Origin of the sequence: Thalassotalea litorea, from assembly GCF_043642205.1 — a bacterium.
In the GTDB taxonomy this organism is placed as follows: Bacteria; Pseudomonadota; Gammaproteobacteria; order Enterobacterales; family Alteromonadaceae; genus Thalassotalea_A; species Thalassotalea_A litorea.
Map to the genome: position 1 here is coordinate 21,188 of NZ_JBHZSG010000034.1, position 16,663 is coordinate 37,850.

The following is a 16,663-nucleotide window of genomic DNA, read 5'->3' on the forward strand; positions in this document are numbered from 1 at the left end:
GGAACGAAGCAAATGCTAATTGTTACCAAAACTCGCTGCCTGGCGGCAGTGTGCTTAATGCTCGGTGCATGTCAGAGTACCGAAGTGCCTTCGACAGAAAATGCCGCAACACAGACAACCACGGTCCAGCGTGACTCTGGACATCATACCTTATCGGATGTGGAAGGTGAGCTGACGACCATTTCGGAGTCAGAGCGATTAAATCTATGGTTTGAAGATAAGTACGAGCAGCAGTTACAGATGAGTCCATTGTTGCTTACCCGAATTGGCCGCAAGGATCAGTACGATCAAGTGGACGACTTTTCATTACAGGCGATGGATGCGCAACTAAGTTGGTATGCCAACACCGTCGATGAATTGAAAACCCATTTCGATTACGAAGCGCTTACCCCTGAAGCTCAGATCTCCTACGATATTTGGGTCTATCAATTTCAACTTGCCCGAGACAGACGTTTGTATTTCAGTCAGGAATATGTGTTTACGCAAATGCAAGGTATTCAAACGCTCTTGCCGCAGGTGCTGATCAATTTTCATCGGGTCGATAATAAAGCGGATATGGAAGCTTATATAGCCCGTATCAAAGGTATGTCAGTTGCACTCAATACGCTGTTGGAGCTGGCGAAAGCCAAGTCGGAGGCTGGCTATCGTCCGCCCAAATTTGCCTATCAGGAGGCAATGGTACAAATCAATAATCTGATCCGCGGTGAACCTTTTCACCAAGGTGCCGATTCCCCTCTTTGGGCTGACGTGAAAACCAAAGTTACGGCATTACAAACGTCGGGGTTGATTACGGCATCCGACGCTCAAACCCTGCGCTTTAACGCTCGCAAAGCCCTGACTCGGGATCTGTATTCGTCGTATCGAAATATTACCGCCTGGATGCAAAGAGATATGCGTCTTGCTGCGGTGAATCCTACCGGGGTTTCTCGTTATCCCGATGGTGATGCTTACTATGAGTATCGATTACGGCTCGCCACCAATAGTGACTACAGTGCCAACGATATTCATCAAATCGGTCTGGATGAGGTTGATCGGATCACTGAAGAAATGATTGATATAAAAGACTCTGTAGGGTTTAGCGGTAATCTTAATGAGTTCTTTGAATACCTGCAAACCGATCATCGCTTCTACTACCCCAATACGGATGAAGGCCGAGAAGCGTACCTGCAACAAACAAAAGCCAATTTAGCCGTTATTGAAGAAAAGCTGCCGAGCTACTTTAACACCTTGCCCAAAACAAGCCTGCAAGTAAAACGTGTCGAAGCTTATCGTGAGCAAGATGGGGCGGCACCGCACTATTACCCGGGAACACCGGATGGCAGCAGGCCTGGCGTGTATTACACTCATTTATCCGATATGTCAGCCCTGCATAAAAATGATATGCAGGCTATCGCTTATCACGAAGGTAATCCCGGACATCATATGCAAATTTCCATTGCCCAGGAGTTAACTGGATTGCCGAAGTTTCGAACTCAGGCTCAGTTTGGTGCGTATATCGAAGGCTGGGCACTTTATGCCGAGTATCTAGCCAAAGAAATGGGCGCTTATGAGGATCCCTATGCTGATTTTGGTCGCTTGACCACTGAGATGTGGCGCGCGGTACGTTTGGTGGTCGATAGTGGCTTACATGCAAAAGGCTGGACCGAGCAACAGGCGGTGGAGTATTTTCAGCATCATACGCCATTATCGGAAGAGGTAATCCGCTCGGAAGTTCGTCGTTATCTGGTTTGGCCAGGGCAGGCGACGGCTTATAAAATTGGCATGATGAAAATTCAGTCATTGCGTAAAGTGGCGCAAGAGCAATTGCAGGACGATTTTGATATTAGCCAATTTCACGATACGGTTTTAACCAGTGGTGCCTTGCCTTTGCATTTACTAGAAAAACGAGTGAATTTGTGGGTTGAAGAGGCACCCATTGGTGGCACTGTTGCGGTTGCTAAAGATTAAGTCACGAAATTAACCGGCGACCCATGGAAAGGCCGCCCTTAACGTTTTGGGCTCAGGATGGCCCTAAAGGCTGATTGAGAAGTTCAAGCTGGCCATTTTCGGCTTTTAACCAGGCGCCTTGCTCATACCAATCACCGAGGACGATGCGGGTAGCGCTCTTTTGTGCCATTTCGAAGTGATGAATAGCAGGGCGATGGGTATGGCCATGGATCAACAGATCGCAGTTAGCGTTGATGAGTACCTTTTCAACTTCTGATTGGGTCACGTCCATAATTTCTTGTGGCTTTTGTGCTGTAGATGCTGCACTTTTTGAGCGGTAATTTTGTGCCATTTTGCGGCGCACGGATAGAGGCAGGCATTTGATCATTCCTTGCCACCACCAGGTTCTCGATTTTGCGCGAAATTTTTGGTAATCGACATCGCGGGTGCACAGCGTGTCGCCATGCATGATTAATGCAGGCGTGCCATTAAGGTCGATCAATTGCGTATCGGGCAATAATGTCATGCCACAACGTTTCGCATATTTCTCGCCAACTAAGAAATCCCGGTTGCCCTGAATAAAATAGACTTCAGTTCCTTTACGACTCAAGCCACTAAGCGCCTTTGCAACGCCATTGGACAGGGCATTGACATCATCATCACCCACCCAGTATTCGAACAAATCGCCAAGAATATATAACTGGTCCGCTGCAGGTGCCGTGTGCTCAATAAAGTCGAAGAAACAAGCCGATATATCGGCTCGCTCTTCACTGAGATGTAAGTCGGCAATAAAATAAATCAATTGCGACAAGGTTACGCTACTTCTACTGACTCAACGATAATATCTTCTTTGGGGACATCGTCATGAAAACCGAATCGGCCGGTATCAACCAGGGTCATCTTATCAACGACTTCCATGCCTTCTACCACCTGACCAAATACACAATAACCCCAGCCTTGCACGGTTTCATTTTTAAAATCTAAAAAGTTATTATCAACAAGATTGATAAAAAATTGCGCTGACGCCGAATGAGGATCCTGAGTACGTGCCATCGCCAGAGTGCCGCGGGTATTACTGATGCCATTGTTGGCTTCATTTTCAATCGTTGCATCGGTAGTCTTTTCGGTCATTCCTGACTCGAATCCACCGCCCTGAGCCATAAAACCCTTAATTACACGGTGAAAAATCGTGCCGTTATAGAAGCCTTTTTGGCAATATTGCTTAAAATTTTCAGCCGTCTTAGGGGCATTTTCAAAATCCAATTCGATTTTAATGTCGCCTAAATTGGTCTTAAATGTGATCATAGTTTGTTCCTGTTTTGGGAAACATGCACGTGGCATTGGTATACAGTAAGTGCTGAATTGTACTCAGCCTTTAGCGTAAGTACAAGGCGCAGCGATGATCGGCCAGAAAAAGGACGTTGATTGTAAGGGGGAAATGGCGAAACAATCACGCTGCTTTATAGTCTTTAGTTATGCCGGGGCTTAATGTACAATTGCCGCCATTATTTATTGCTCATGTTATCAGTTAATCGAGAACGCTAAATGTTACACCTATACAACACCCTAAGTCGTAAAAAGGAAGAGTTTAAACCCATCACACCAGGTAAGGTGGGTATGTATGTGTGTGGTATCACCATTTATGACCACTGTCATATTGGCCATGCCAGGACGTATGTGGCGTTTGACGTTATCGCTCGTTATCTACGTCATTTGGGCTACGAACTGACCCACGTGCGTAATATCACCGACGTTGATGATAAGATTATTAAACGAGCAGCGGAGAATAACGAGAGCTGCGATAGCTTAACGAGTCGCATGACCGCGGATATGTATGCCGATTTGGATGCCCTTAACGTCGAACGTCCCGACATTGCTCCGACGGTTACCACACATATGCCTGAGATCATCGCTTTAGTGGAGCGATTGATTGAGCGTAAGCATGCCTATGTAGCCAGTAACGGCGATGTGATGTTTGATGTCGGCTCTTTTCCTGACTACGGCAAACTGAGTATGCAAAATCTAGAAATGTTGCAAGCCGGTTCCCGTGTTGATGTTGATGAAGCAAAGCGCGATCCATTAGATTTCGTGCTTTGGAAAATGGCGAAAGCGGGTGAGCCTTCGTGGAGTTCACCTTGGGGGGAAGGTCGCCCTGGTTGGCATATTGAATGCTCAGCAATGAACTCTAAGCACTTGGGTGAGCACTTTGATATTCACGGTGGCGGTAGCGATTTGCAATTCCCACATCATGAAAATGAAATTGCCCAGTCTTGCTGTGCCTTTGATACGCCCTATGTCAATTATTGGCTGCATGGCGGTATGGTACAGGTTGATAAAGAAAAAATGTCCAAGTCGTTAGGCAACTTTTTTACCTTGCGTAGTGTGTTGGAGCAATATGATGCTGAGTCAGTTCGTTATTTTCTGATTTCCAGCCATTATCGCAGCCAGCTAAATTACTCTCAGGAGAATCTGGCCCAGGCTCGTTCAAGTCTGGAACGTATTTATACTGCGTTAAGAGATGTCGAGTTGGTGCAAACGTCTCTGGCGGACAATGGGTATGTACATCGTTTCGAGACGGCGATGAATGACGATTTTAATACCCCAGAAGCACTACCCGTTTTGTTTGAACTGGCGAAAGAAGTTAATCGCTTAAAAGCAGACGAACCCGAAAAAGCGGGGCAGTTGGCCTACATCCTGGTTAAATTGGGGGCGATTATTGGTATCGCGCAATCCGAGCCAGAAGCATTTTTACAAGGTAGCGGTGCGGATGACGATAGCGAGTTGATAGAACAACTTATTGCGCAGCGAAATCAGGCCAGAGCCGATAAAGATTGGGCAAAAGCCGACGAAGCGCGCGATAAACTCAAAGCTATGAACGTAACGCTTGAAGATAGTGCGGGTAAAACTACCTGGCGTCGAGGTTAGGAATATTAGAATGTCGATGACCAATTCTTAGGATAAATCGACATTAGCTAATACGTTGCACATAAAAAAGCCGGGGGAACCCGGCTTTTTTATGTCTTATCAAACCTGTTGTATTGTCGATTTGACGGTACGTTTTTAACTGTCACTAAACTGTTCGCAGGCAATTAAGGTGTTTTCAATCAGACTGGCTACGGTCATTGGACCAACACCACCTGGGACAGGGGTAATATAAGCGGCCTTGTCTTTGGCGACATTAAATTCCACATCGCCGACCAATTTACCTGTGGCTAATCGGTTAATGCCCACATCAATCACGATAGCGCCTTCTTTGATCCAATCCCCGGGAATAAACTCCGGTTTACCCACAGCAACAACCACCAAATCGGATTCGCGAACTTTTTGTTCGAGGTTTTTGGTAAATCTGTGGGTAGTGGTGGTGGTGCAACCTGCTAATAGTAATTCTAACGTCATCGGGCGACCGACAATATTTGAAGCGCCAATGATTAACGCATTTAGCCCGTGTGGTTTAACCCCGGTAGACTCAATTAGTGTCATGATGCCTTTGGGCGTGCAGGGTCTAAGCCCTGGTTGACGCAGAGCCAGTTTACCGACGTTAAAGGGGTGAAAACCATCCACATCTTTATTTGGGTCAATGTGTTCAATGACTATATTGGCATTCAATCCTTCAGGTAGTGGCAGTTGTACTAAGATACCGTCGATCTCGGGATCCTGATTTAGCTGCTCAATAACATCCAATAACTCCTGTTGCGACGTAGTTTCGGGTAAATCAAACGATTTAGAGACAAAACCAACCTCTTCACAGGCACGCCGTTTAGAACCAACATATACCTCGGATGCCGGATCGTTACCGACTAATACAACCGCAAGCCCTGGCGCGCGCTGATTGTTTTTGATACGTTGTTCGACACTCGCTTTCACATCTTGGCGAATTTGAGCCGCTATCTTTTTTCCATCTATAAGGGTCGCTGACATTGGATAAAGTACTCTGGTAACTCAGGTAAAAAAAACTGTCGGTATTTTCCCACATATTGCTACATTGTTGTAGAGCTAGTTAGGAAATAAGTTAAATGATCCCAGATGGGATTGGTTCGTATAAAAAGTTAAGCATATGCCATCGCAGTGCATATTTTTATTGCAATCGGGCAAAACGCTGTAAAATTGAGCGAACAGTCAGAAATTCTCAAAAAGTGTTTGACGACCTTATCGTGCATAGGTAATATGCGCATCCGTTGAGACACGACAGTGTTTCATTTGTCGGTGATTAGCGCAGCTTGGTAGCGCACTTGGTTTGGGTCCAAGGGGTCGCAAGTTCGAATCTTGCATCACCGACCACTTTTCTTCTCTGAAATTTTCGGATTTTGGATAAGAAATGTTTAGCGTTTGATATCGTTACTCGCTAAACTAACCTGTAAGGTAGTTTATGCGCCCTTAGCTCAGCTGGATAGAGCAACGCCCTTCTAAGGCGTGGGTCGTAGGTTCGACTCCTACAGGGCGTGCCATACCGTGGTGGCTGTAGCTCAGTTGGTAGAGCCCCGGATTGTGATTCCGGTTGTCGTGGGTTCAAGTCCCATCAGCCACCCCATTTTGTCGGTGATTAGCGCAGCTTGGTAGCGCACTTGGTTTGGGTCCAAGGGGTCGCAAGTTCGAATCTTGCATCACCGACCATCTTTCTCCCCTAGCTTTATTAAAATAACCTCTTTGTGAAAATACATGTTTAATTTCATGTGATTTGACTCATCAGCACGTTCAACATATTTGTCTGCTGATTTTCCGAATAATCTGAATTTTTCGACGTTTGTTACGACTTTGCAAACCATCTTCTTTGTTTACTAACTATTGGCTAAAAGCTGTTTACTCTTGCCTGAAGCCTCGTTATAATCCCGCGTCACATAATTTTAATCTTGTTGGTATTGGGTTTCCTAATCATCAGCACTAAGCATCTTTCATGGATTTTTTAATTGCCGCTATGGTGATTTCCTAAGAACCGAAAAGATGGATGAAATGGCGTCGAAAACGTCAGAATTTGAGGTATGTAAATGCAAGTTTCAGTTGAGACTACTCAAGGTTTAGAGCGTAAATTATCAATTTCTGTTCCAGCCGAGACAGTAGATGTAGAAGTTAAAAATCGTTTGCGTCAAATCGCAAAAACTCAAAAGATTAACGGTTTCCGTCCAGGTAAAGTACCACCTTCTGTTATTCAGAAGCGTTATGGTAAGTCTGTTCGCCAGGAAGTAGCTGGTGAATTAATGCAGCGTCATTTTGTCGAAGCAATTGTTGCTGAAAAATTAAACCCAGCCGGTCGTCCTGCTTTTGTTGCCAAAAGCAACGAAGAAGGCAAAGAGTTGGCGTTTGAAGCGACGTTCGAAATTTACCCAGAAGTAGAGCTTTCTGGCCTTGATAAGATCAAAGTCGAAAAGCCACAGGTTGAAGTAACAGATAAAGACTTGGATGAAATGTTCGAGACGTTACAAAACCAGCACAAAACCTGGAAAGAAAACAAGCGTAAGACCAAGAAAGGCGATAAATTGACTATCGATTTCAACGGTCGTGTTGATGGTGAAGAATTTGAAGGCGGTAAAGCCGAAGGTTTCGAGCTTGAACTAGGTTCTAACCGTATGATCCCAGGCTTTGAAAAAGCAATCACTGGTATGAAAGTAGGTGAAGAGCAAACCATTACGGTGACCTTCCCTGAAGATTATCATGCGGAAAACCTGAAAGGTAAAGACGCTGAGTTCGACATTAAAGTCCACAAGACTGAAGGTCCTGTGCTTCCAGAAATCAACGACGAATTTGCAAAACTATTTGGCGTAGAAGAAGGCGGCGTTGAAGCGTTGCGCGACGAAGTTCGCAAGAACATGGAGCGCGAATTAACGCAAGCGGTCAAAGCTAAAGTTAAAGAGCAAATCCTTGATGGTCTTGTTGAAAACAATGACGTAGAGATCCCTAAGGCATTGACGGATCAGGAAGTTGACGTATTACGTCAGCAAGCGATGCAGCGTTTTGGTGGTCAAATGGACCCAGCAAATTTGCCACAACTTCCTGCGGAAATGTTCACTGAACAAGCAAAACGCCGTGTAAAAGTAGGTTTGCTACTTGGTGAAGTTATCAAGGTTAATGAGCTTAAAGTAGACGATGAGAAAGTTAAGTCTCTTATCGAATCTGCCGCTTCTGCGTATGAAGATCCGCAAGAAGTGATTGAATACTACATGAACAACCAGGAAATGCTTCAGCAGATGCAACACGTTGCAATGGAAGAGCAAGCAGTTGAATTGCTACTCGAACAAGCAGATGTGTCTGAAAAAGAAACAGCTTTTTCTGAAATCATGAATCCAAAGGCCTAATCACTGAATAGTGATTGACTTTGTGTTAAGCAATAGCTTAAATGGCTTATATGAGTGCATATAAGCCATTTTTTTATTTATAAGGATGATCATTGTTTACTTCTAACTTAAAACACGGTGAGATTGAAAATGCGTTGGTTCCTATGGTTGTTGAACAAACAGCGAAAGGGGAACGTTCCTATGATATTTACTCTCGATTATTAAAAGAGCGTGTCATTTTTCTATGTGGCCAGGTAGAAGAGCATATGGCGAACCTGATAGTGGCACAATTACTGTTCCTCGAATCAGAGAGCCCGGAAAAGGATATTTATCTCTATATTAATTCGCCAGGTGGCAGTGTGACTGCTGGCATGGCAATTTATGACACGATGAACTTCATCAAACCCAATGTAAGTACGGTTTGTATGGGGCAAGCGGCTAGTATGGGCGCATTCTTGCTGTCTGCTGGAGAAAAAGGTAAGCGCTATTGTCTACCCAATTCACGAGTTATGATTCATCAGCCTCTTGGTGGTTTCCAGGGCCAGGCATCTGATTTTGAAATTCATGCGAAAGAAATCCTGTCTATTAAGGAACGCTTGAATCGTTTATTGGCTGAACACACAGGCCAGCCTTTTGAGAAAGTCGCTGAAGACACCGACCGTGATAACTTTTTAAGCGCCGATGATGCGGTTGAATATGGATTGGTTGATGGCATTCTGAAACAACGCTAGGCTACATGCCAGCGTTGTGATTTACGTAATCTGTGAAATACTTATACATAGCGTTCGTTGTGTAGGAGCCTGTTGGCAGGCAACATAAAAGATGAGGTACTGACCGTATGACCGATGGTATTAAAGGTAGCGGTGATAACGAAAAATTATTGTATTGTTCTTTCTGCGGAAAGAGCCAGCATGAGGTTCGCAAGTTAATTGCGGGACCATCGGTATTCGTTTGTGACGAATGCGTGGAGCTGTGTAATGATATCATCCGTGAAGAAATCAAAGAGATTTCGCCAAAAGCCGATACCGAAAAACTTCCAACTCCGGTGGAGATTCGGGAGCACCTGGACGAGTATGTAATTGGCCAGGAACACGCGAAGAAAGTGTTGTCTGTTGCGGTATACAACCATTACAAACGACTTAAAAATGGCGATATTCATAATGGTATTGAGTTAGGCAAGAGTAATATTTTGCTAATCGGTCCAACCGGTAGTGGTAAGACGCTATTAGCGGAAACTTTGGCTCGCTTGCTCGATGTTCCGTTCACGATGGCTGATGCGACGACCTTGACTGAAGCGGGTTATGTTGGCGAAGATGTTGAAAATATCATTCAAAAACTCTTACAAAAATGCGATTACGATGTGGAGAAAGCCCAACGAGGTATCGTCTACATCGATGAAATCGACAAGATTTCCCGTAAATCTGACAATCCTTCTATTACCCGTGATGTCTCCGGTGAAGGGGTTCAACAAGCCTTGTTGAAACTGGTTGAGGGTACCGTCGCTGCGGTTCCGCCTCAAGGTGGTCGAAAACATCCTCAGCAAGAATTTTTACAGGTCGATACCTCTAAAATTCTGTTTATCTGCGGTGGTGCGTTCGCCGGTCTGGATAAAGTGATTGAGCAACGAATGCTAACCGGAACCGGTATCGGTTTTGGCGCAGAAGTTAAAGGTGCAGATCAGAAAAAATCGTTAACGGAACGCTTCCAGGAAGTCGAACCGGAAGATTTGGTTAAGTATGGCCTGATCCCAGAATTTATCGGTCGTTTACCGGTCGTCGCAACTTTAAGCGAACTGGATGAAGACGCGCTTATTCAAATTTTACAAGAGCCGAAAAATGCACTAACCAAGCAGTTTACTGCGCTGTTCGATATGGAAGGCGTAGAGCTTGAGTTTCGCCCAGATGCATTAAAAGCGATTGCCAATAAAGCCATGGTGCGTAAAACTGGTGCGCGAGGATTACGTTCTATCGTAGAAGGTGTATTGCTCGATACCATGTATGACTTACCTTCCAGTCAGGACGCGACGAAAGTGGTGGTAGATGAAGCCGTCATTAAAGGGGAGAGTAAACCTCTGGTTATTTATCAATCGTCAAAAGAGCAACAAGCGAACGCTGAATAGCGACACTTTGTTGGTTTAAAAAAGCCTCCTTTTTGGAGGCTTTTTGATTTTCAGGGGAAAACTTAAGGAAAAACCGTAGATTAAAGAGACATAAACTCGCCTTAAGGGCATTTATTTTTATTAACACGTTGAAACTCTTGCCGCTATCCCCATATACTCATTAAAGCAACAATTCGTTAATCGGCTCAATGAGGTAGTACTCGATTCCTTACCTCCTTCAACATTGAGTGTGGTAAACCACTTTTTCCAAGAGATATTCATGACAAAAGAGCATTCAGGACAGATTGAAACCCCCGTATTAGCCCTACGCGATGTAGTTGTATACCCGCAAATGGTTATTCCTTTATTTGTCGGCCGAGAAAAGTCCATTCGGTGCCTGGAGCAGGCAATGGATACGGACAAAAGAGTTTTTTTAGTGGCACAAAAAGATGCCAGCGTAGACGACCCAACCCCTGAAGACCTATACGAGATTGGTACGGTCGCCACCATTTTGCAAATGCTTAAATTGCCAGACGGTACGGTAAAAGTACTGGTAGAAGGCATTCAGCGAGCCAGTATTGACGATTTTATCGAAACCGATAAATCCTTTATTGCTAACGTGAGTTTTATTGAGTCCACCCAGGTTAATGAGCAAAATTTTGAGGTACTGTTGCGCTCAGCGGTGTCTCAATTTGAAGGTTACGTAAAGCTAAATAAGAAAATCCCACCTGAGGTATTGACCTCGGTTTCCGGGATAGAAGATGCAGAGCAACTTGCCGATACAATGGCAGCACACATGCCTCTGAAACTTGAAGATAAACAACATGTTCTTGAAATCATTAGTGTAAACGAGCGGATCGAATACCTGATGGCATTGATGGAAGGTGAAATCGATTTGCTGCAAGTGGAGAAGAAAATTCGTTCTCGTGTGAAAAAGCAAATGGAGAAAAGCCAACGCGAGTACTATCTGAATGAGCAAATGAAAGCCATTCAGAAAGAATTAGGCGATATGGATGAAGTGCCTGACGAAGGCGAGCAGTTAGCAAACAAAATAGAAGAAGCGCAAATGCCAGCCGAAGCTAAGGAAAAAACCTTAGCCGAACTGCAAAAGCTGAAGATGATGTCACCGATGTCCGCTGAGGCGACAGTGGTACGCAGCTACATTGACTGGATGATCAGTGTACCGTGGAAGAAGCGTAGTAAGCTTAAACGCAACCTGAAACTGGCAGAGGAAGTGTTAGAGCAGGATCACTATGGTCTTGAAAAAGTAAAAGAACGGATCATTGAGTATCTTGCGGTTCAACAACGAGTGAGCCAGTTAAAAGGTCCGATTCTTTGTTTGGTAGGTCCTCCAGGTGTTGGTAAAACGTCTTTAGGACAGTCAATTGCGAAATCTACCGGGCGTAAGTATGTTCGGATGGCATTAGGTGGCGTTCGTGATGAAGCTGAAATTCGTGGGCATCGTCGAACCTATATTGGCTCGCTACCGGGTAAATTGATTCAAAAGATGGCAAAAGCCGGGGTCAAAAACCCACTGTTTTTGTTAGATGAAATCGACAAAATGTCGTCGGATATGCGAGGTGACCCCGCATCGGCGTTACTCGAAGTATTAGATCCAGAGCAAAACAATAACTTCAACGACCATTATCTTGAAGTAGATTATGATCTGTCTGACGTGATGTTTGTCGCAACGTCGAACAGTATGAACATCCCGGGTCCGTTGCTGGATCGGATGGAAGTTATTCGATTGTCGGGTTATACCGAAGATGAAAAACTAAACATCGCGCGTCGTCATTTGTTATCCAAGCAAATTAAGCGCAATGGACTGAAAGATAAAGAGATAGACATTGATGACAGTGCCATTATCGGCATTATTCGTTTCTATACAAGAGAAGCCGGTGTGCGGAGTCTTGAACGGGAAATTTCCAAACTATGTCGCAAGGCGGTGAAGAAAATACTGTTAAACGATGATGTCAAAAAAGTCACCATAAACCAGGATAACCTTGAAGACTTCCTTGGTGTACAGCGCTTCGACTATGGTAAGGCCGAAGATGAAAACCGTATTGGTCAAGTGACTGGTTTAGCCTGGACCGAAGTCGGTGGGGAGTTATTGACCATTGAAGCTGCATCGGTACCTGGTAAAGGTAAACTGACCTACACCGGTTCATTGGGTGATGTAATGAAAGAGTCGATTCAGGCAGCGATGACGGTAGTCAGAAGCCGTACTGAAACGTTGCGCATCAACGACGATTTTAACGAAAAACGTGATATTCACGTTCACGTTCCCGAAGGTGCGACACCAAAAGATGGCCCTAGTGCGGGTATTGGCATGTGCACGGCGTTAGTTTCGAGTCTTACCGGTAATCCGGTGAAGGCGGATGTTGCGATGACAGGAGAAATTACCCTGCGTGGTGAAGTCCTTGCTATTGGCGGCCTTAAAGAAAAATTACTTGCCGCCCATCGCGGTGGTATAAAAACGGTTGTTATTCCACACGAAAATGAACGGGATTTGAAAGAAATTCCAGACAATGTGAAAGCGGATCTGTCGATTCACCCGGTAAAATGGATTGATGAAGTGTTGGACTTAGCGCTTGCAGAACCTGTTGAAAAGTGGACTGCCGGCAAATAATCGGTGATTTTTTGTAAAGAAAATCCTTTTTTTTGAAGTTTTTGTAAAAAAAATCGAATTTAGGGGTTTTCAAACATAAAAAAAGTGGTAGTCTGGAAATCGAAGCCACGCTATCCCCCTATAAAGCTTAGAGAAGCAAGGGAGTAGGTGTTTGTTCATAAGATTTGAAATTGAATTTAAATTTTATTTTTGGAACCTGAAGCTTGCGTTTGAAAAAAATGCCTGATATAAAATTTTAGAGCATTTTTTAGTAAGCTTCGTATAATAACAAATAAAGGGGAAGACATTGTGAATAAGTCTCAACTAATCGAGAAAATTGCAGCGGGTGCTGATATTTCTAAAGCTGCTGCAGGTCGTGCGCTAGATTCTTTTATCGACGCGGTATCTGACGAGTTAAAAGCGGGTGAGCAAGTTGCTCTAGTTGGTTTCGGTACATTCTCTGTACGTGACCGTGCTGCTCGTACTGGCCGTAATCCTCAAACTGGTGCTACCATTGAGATTGCTGCAGCTAAAATCCCATCTTTCAAAGCGGGTAAAGCTCTTAAAGATGCAGTAAACTAAGATTAGTTTCCTGATTTAAAAAAAGCCGGCTCTTGCCGGCTTTTTTGTTTTCTACCTATCCTAATATTTCACCTGTTAATTTACCTGCTATCCTCCCTGTAATGCCGGGGCCGCAAAGACGAAAGTGCACCTACCTTAAAACCTATGGAGTAATACCAATCACATTAAATTGCTCTGACTATACGTCAATTTCTGACTATTGAACTATTCTCATATTTAACAACAATTTAAAACGGAGAACAGCGTGGATCACGAAAACATCGGGCAATTGTTAGGGTTTATCGTGGCGCATAGCGCTTCTATCGGCGATGAGCTAAAAGAAAGAGAGCTCATGGTTCCTTTTGTTATTTCGGTGCTAGATAATCACCCGACAGTCATTGACTTTGAAGCGGAAACCCAAGAAATTGCGGTAAACCAAGCGGAAAAAAAACTGGCTGAATTAAGCCTGTCCGCTGATGCCTGGTCTTACGCGCAAGATGGAATGGTAACCATGGATGATGGATCTGAACAGGATGTTTATTTTTATAAAGTTTGGTTAAGCGGGATGGCCGAGCCCTTGTTGGCCTATCAAATGTATCAAAAATATCCTTTTAAGCTCAAAGGTAATGTCCAAATCCTAAACTATGTGGAAGCAGGCTTAAGCCCTGAACTGCAAGAGCCGCTGATCAATGGCTTAAATGTCGGTATTAGTTCGCACAATACCGCAAATCAAAAATGGGATTCCTGGTGTCAGTGATGACAATGTCTGTAAGATAAAAAAGCCAGGTTTGGTTCAACTTGTAGACGATATCCAGTGCTCACTGAGAGTTCGTGCCTATCGATGTGTAATCCCTGCCTGCAATCGCCAGTTATTCGCAACCATCTAACTCAACCGGTTCTTTGGTTTAAGTTGTTAAACCATTGTTAACAGCTTTTTACATATCATTCAGTCTGTTACTAAAGTTATAACCGAGTGCACTCAACCCCAGAGCCTGATTAGGAATAAGTCATTTTTTTTACAATATTCACTAGGAGGCCCGACGGGCTTTTGCTACAATCAGGCGATAAATTTTAAGGTCCTGTTTTAAAAAGAGACACGCATGTTAGAAAGAATTAGAGAAGGTTCAAAAGGAGTTACCGCCAAAGTTATTCTTGGTCTGGTTATCGCTACCTTTATTTTTGCCGGTGTAGGAAGTTACACGAATACCGTAAATACCTCGGTCGCCACCGTTAATGGTGAAGAGATCACGCAACAAGCATTTCAGGAAGCCTATCGCCAGCAGCGCAATAGAATGCAAAGTCAATTTGGTGAAATGTTTGCAACTCTGGAAGCCAATGATGCGTATATGGCAAACCTGAGAGCAAGTGTTCTTGAACAATTGATCAGCGAAGAATTAATTGATCAAAACGCCATGGCATTGAATCTTCGCGTTGGTGATGCGCAAATTAAGAAAACGATTCTTGAGATGCCTGAATTTCAATTAGACGGTAAATTTGATAACGCACGTTTTCAAGCCCTGATTCAACAGGCTGGTTTTTATGATGCGTCCTCATTCAGTAAATACCTCAGCGAAACCATGGTTCGTCAACAGTTAGTGCAAAGCATCAGCACAACAGAATTTAGCCTGCCTTATCAGCAAGAAATGATGGTTAAACTAGTCAATCAGACACGTGATGTGCGTTATGCAATTTTATCGACTGAAGGTTTCAAAGACAGCATTGACGTATCAGAACAAGAAATCGAAGCGTATTATCAGGAAAATCAACCACGTTTTGCAACGCCTGAAATGGTGAAGCTTGAATACGTAGAATTAAACCTGGATGACATTGCCAAAGACGTTTCTGTTACTGACGCTCAGGCTCAGGAATTCTATGAGAACAATATGTCGTCTTATAGCAAACAAGAACGTCGCCGTGCAGCACATATCTTGATTGAATTTGGTGATGATAAAGACGCAGCGCAGGCGAAAGCGGAAGACGTGTTAGCAAAAGCGCAAGCGGGTGACGATTTTTCGGCTTTAGCGTTAGAGCATTCAGCAGATACATTTAGTGCCGAGAATGGTGGTGATCTTGATTGGCAAACGCAAGGCTCTATGGATGAAACCATGGATACTGCTTTATTTTCCGTCACCCAAGAGCAGCCTATTGCCGATTTGGTCGAAACGGATTTTGGTTTCCACATCATTAAAATGACGGATATTGAAGCCGAGCAAATCAAATCCTTTGATGAAGTTAAGGAAGAGATCCTGGCTACGATAAAAAATGACCAGGCACTTGAGTTGTTTTATGAGCAACAGACAGTGATGGAACAGTTGAGTTTTGAAAGCTCTGATTCATTAGATGAAGTGGCAACAGCACTGAATCGCGAAGTAAAAACCACTGACTGGTTGACGCGTTCCGGTAATGTTGAACCATTCAACAATCCAGACTTGCTTGCAACAGCATTTTCCAGCGAGCTAATGGAAGAAGGATTGAACTCAGAAGTCTTTGAAGTAATGCCTGAGCAGCAATCGATTGTTGTCCGTGTTGCCGATTACCAGGCCGCCGATACTAAGCCATTAGCCGATGTAACTCAGGAAATCACGGTGTTGTTGACGCAACAAAAAGCGACTGAAGTTGCTCGCACTAAAGCCGATGAGATCATCGAAGTGGTAAAATCTGGTAACGATGCCGATGCTGCATTATCAGAATTAGATTCCGAGTTTGTTGAGCATGCAGCGTTGACACGAATGGATGCAACCGTCGATGGTGCGATTGTGCAAAGTGCATTTAGCTTACCGCAACCGCAAGGTGATGCCTTATCGGTGAGCAGTATCGAAATAGCCAATGGCGATTATGCGATACTTCAGGTTGTTGCTGTGAACGAAGGTAGCGCAAGTGAGCAAGATGCAAATCTTGCAGAGCAACAACAACGCATGTTGTCTCAATCAGCCTATGCGACATATATCGAACAACTAAAAGCCAATGCAGAGATTGTACGTACATTATCGAAAGCAGATGCTACGTTGTATTAAAGGATAACGCGTTAACTGATTAAAAGGCCGCTTTAGCGGCCTTTTTGATGTTTAAATCCTTACACCCTTATACTCTAAACCCTAGAGTTAGAACCTTCCTCATAACCAATACGTTATACCAATCACATTAAGTTTGTGCACAACTCAGAGTTAGGGCAGAGGTTCAGTTACAACATAGGTTTCATTGATA

At 44.0% G+C, this 16,663-nt stretch carries 12 protein-coding genes and 4 tRNA genes; 13 read left to right on the forward strand and 3 right to left on the reverse strand.

All coding sequences use genetic code 11. From position 1 onward, the window contains the following. Positions 1–12 precede the first annotated feature (12 nt). A complete protein-coding gene (locus ACHUFQ_RS13195; protein ID WP_394176195.1) occupies positions 13–1,947 on the forward strand; it encodes a DUF885 domain-containing protein in 1,935 nt (644 codons plus the stop codon). 52 nt (positions 1,948–1,999) lie between these two features. On the opposite strand, the gene ACHUFQ_RS13200 is transcribed toward ACHUFQ_RS13195, so the two are convergent. Beyond that, the gene (locus ACHUFQ_RS13200; RefSeq protein ID WP_394176196.1) at positions 2,000–2,737 is read right to left on the reverse strand and encodes a UDP-2,3-diacylglucosamine diphosphatase; all 738 of its coding nucleotides are present in this window, start codon (positions 2,735–2,737) and stop codon (positions 2,000–2,002) included. A 2-nt stretch (positions 2,738–2,739) separates the two neighbouring features. Continuing rightward, entirely contained in the window at positions 2,740–3,231 is a 492-nt protein-coding gene (locus tag ACHUFQ_RS13205; RefSeq protein ID WP_394176198.1) for a peptidylprolyl isomerase, read from the reverse strand. Between the two features lie 240 nt (positions 3,232–3,471). Here ACHUFQ_RS13205 and cysS point away from each other — a divergent pair, with 240 nt between their 5' ends. Next, positions 3,472–4,851: a cysteine--tRNA ligase gene (gene cysS, locus ACHUFQ_RS13210; protein ID WP_394176200.1), complete on the forward strand. Its 1,380-nt coding sequence runs from the start codon at positions 3,472–3,474 to the stop codon at positions 4,849–4,851. 135 nt (positions 4,852–4,986) lie between these two features. Here the strand turns inward: cysS and folD are convergent, their stop codons facing one another. After that, entirely contained in the window at positions 4,987–5,844 is an 858-nt protein-coding gene (gene folD, locus ACHUFQ_RS13215) for a bifunctional methylenetetrahydrofolate dehydrogenase/methenyltetrahydrofolate cyclohydrolase FolD (RefSeq protein WP_394176201.1), read from the reverse strand. Between the two features lie 283 nt (positions 5,845–6,127). Here folD and ACHUFQ_RS13220 point away from each other — a divergent pair. The 11 genes from ACHUFQ_RS13220 (at position 6,128) to ACHUFQ_RS13270 (ending at position 16,473) form a co-directional block, all read left to right on the forward strand. Then, positions 6,128–6,204: transfer RNA gene (locus tag ACHUFQ_RS13220), tRNA-Pro, on the forward strand. 90 nt (positions 6,205–6,294) lie between these two features. Continuing rightward, positions 6,295–6,371: transfer RNA gene (locus ACHUFQ_RS13225), tRNA-Arg, on the forward strand. A 7-nt stretch (positions 6,372–6,378) separates the two neighbouring features. Continuing rightward, positions 6,379–6,454 (forward strand) — tRNA-His (locus ACHUFQ_RS13230). A gap of 6 nt (positions 6,455–6,460) precedes the next feature. Beyond that, positions 6,461–6,537 (forward strand) — tRNA-Pro (locus tag ACHUFQ_RS13235). A gap of 371 nt (positions 6,538–6,908) precedes the next feature. After that, on the forward strand, positions 6,909–8,213 hold the full coding sequence (gene tig, locus ACHUFQ_RS13240; RefSeq protein ID WP_394176203.1) for a trigger factor: 1,305 nt from the start codon (positions 6,909–6,911) through the stop codon (positions 8,211–8,213). A 92-nt stretch (positions 8,214–8,305) separates the two neighbouring features. Further along, entirely contained in the window at positions 8,306–8,923 is a 618-nt protein-coding gene (clpP, locus tag ACHUFQ_RS13245; protein WP_394176204.1) for an ATP-dependent Clp endopeptidase proteolytic subunit ClpP, read from the forward strand. A 107-nt stretch (positions 8,924–9,030) separates the two neighbouring features. Further along, the gene (clpX, locus tag ACHUFQ_RS13250; protein WP_394176205.1) at positions 9,031–10,311 is read left to right on the forward strand and encodes an ATP-dependent protease ATP-binding subunit ClpX; all 1,281 of its coding nucleotides are present in this window, start codon (positions 9,031–9,033) and stop codon (positions 10,309–10,311) included. A gap of 259 nt (positions 10,312–10,570) precedes the next feature. Beyond that, positions 10,571–12,919: an endopeptidase La gene (gene lon, locus ACHUFQ_RS13255; RefSeq protein WP_394176207.1), complete on the forward strand. Its 2,349-nt coding sequence runs from the start codon at positions 10,571–10,573 to the stop codon at positions 12,917–12,919. Between the two features lie 288 nt (positions 12,920–13,207). Beyond that, the gene (gene hupB / locus ACHUFQ_RS13260) at positions 13,208–13,480 is read left to right on the forward strand and encodes a nucleoid-associated protein HU-beta (protein ID WP_136735967.1); all 273 of its coding nucleotides are present in this window, start codon (positions 13,208–13,210) and stop codon (positions 13,478–13,480) included. Between the two features lie 244 nt (positions 13,481–13,724). Then, complete coding sequence (locus tag ACHUFQ_RS13265) at positions 13,725–14,216, forward strand: hypothetical protein (protein WP_394176209.1); 492 nt, start codon at positions 13,725–13,727, stop codon at positions 14,214–14,216. A gap of 343 nt (positions 14,217–14,559) precedes the next feature. Continuing rightward, on the forward strand, positions 14,560–16,473 hold the full coding sequence (locus ACHUFQ_RS13270; protein ID WP_394176211.1) for a SurA N-terminal domain-containing protein: 1,914 nt from the start codon (positions 14,560–14,562) through the stop codon (positions 16,471–16,473). Positions 16,474–16,663 lie beyond the last annotated feature (190 nt).

Bases quoted from the DNA above. Each gene is read 5' to 3' on its own strand.
- ACHUFQ_RS13195 (WP_394176195.1), top strand. From the start codon at position 13: ATGCTAATTGTTACCAAAACTCGCTGCCTGGCGGCAGTGTGCTTAATG.
- ACHUFQ_RS13205 (WP_394176198.1), bottom strand. From the start codon at position 3,231: ATGATCACATTTAAGACCAATTTAGGCGACATTAAAATCGAATTGGAT.
- cysS (WP_394176200.1), top strand. From the start codon at position 3,472: ATGTTACACCTATACAACACCCTAAGTCGTAAAAAGGAAGAGTTTAAA.
- folD (WP_394176201.1), bottom strand. From the start codon at position 5,844: ATGTCAGCGACCCTTATAGATGGAAAAAAGATAGCGGCTCAAATTCGC.
- tig (WP_394176203.1), top strand. From the start codon at position 6,909: ATGCAAGTTTCAGTTGAGACTACTCAAGGTTTAGAGCGTAAATTATCA.
- clpX (WP_394176205.1), top strand. From the start codon at position 9,031: ATGACCGATGGTATTAAAGGTAGCGGTGATAACGAAAAATTATTGTAT.
- lon (WP_394176207.1), top strand. From the start codon at position 10,571: ATGACAAAAGAGCATTCAGGACAGATTGAAACCCCCGTATTAGCCCTA.
- ACHUFQ_RS13270 (WP_394176211.1), top strand. From the start codon at position 14,560: ATGTTAGAAAGAATTAGAGAAGGTTCAAAAGGAGTTACCGCCAAAGTT.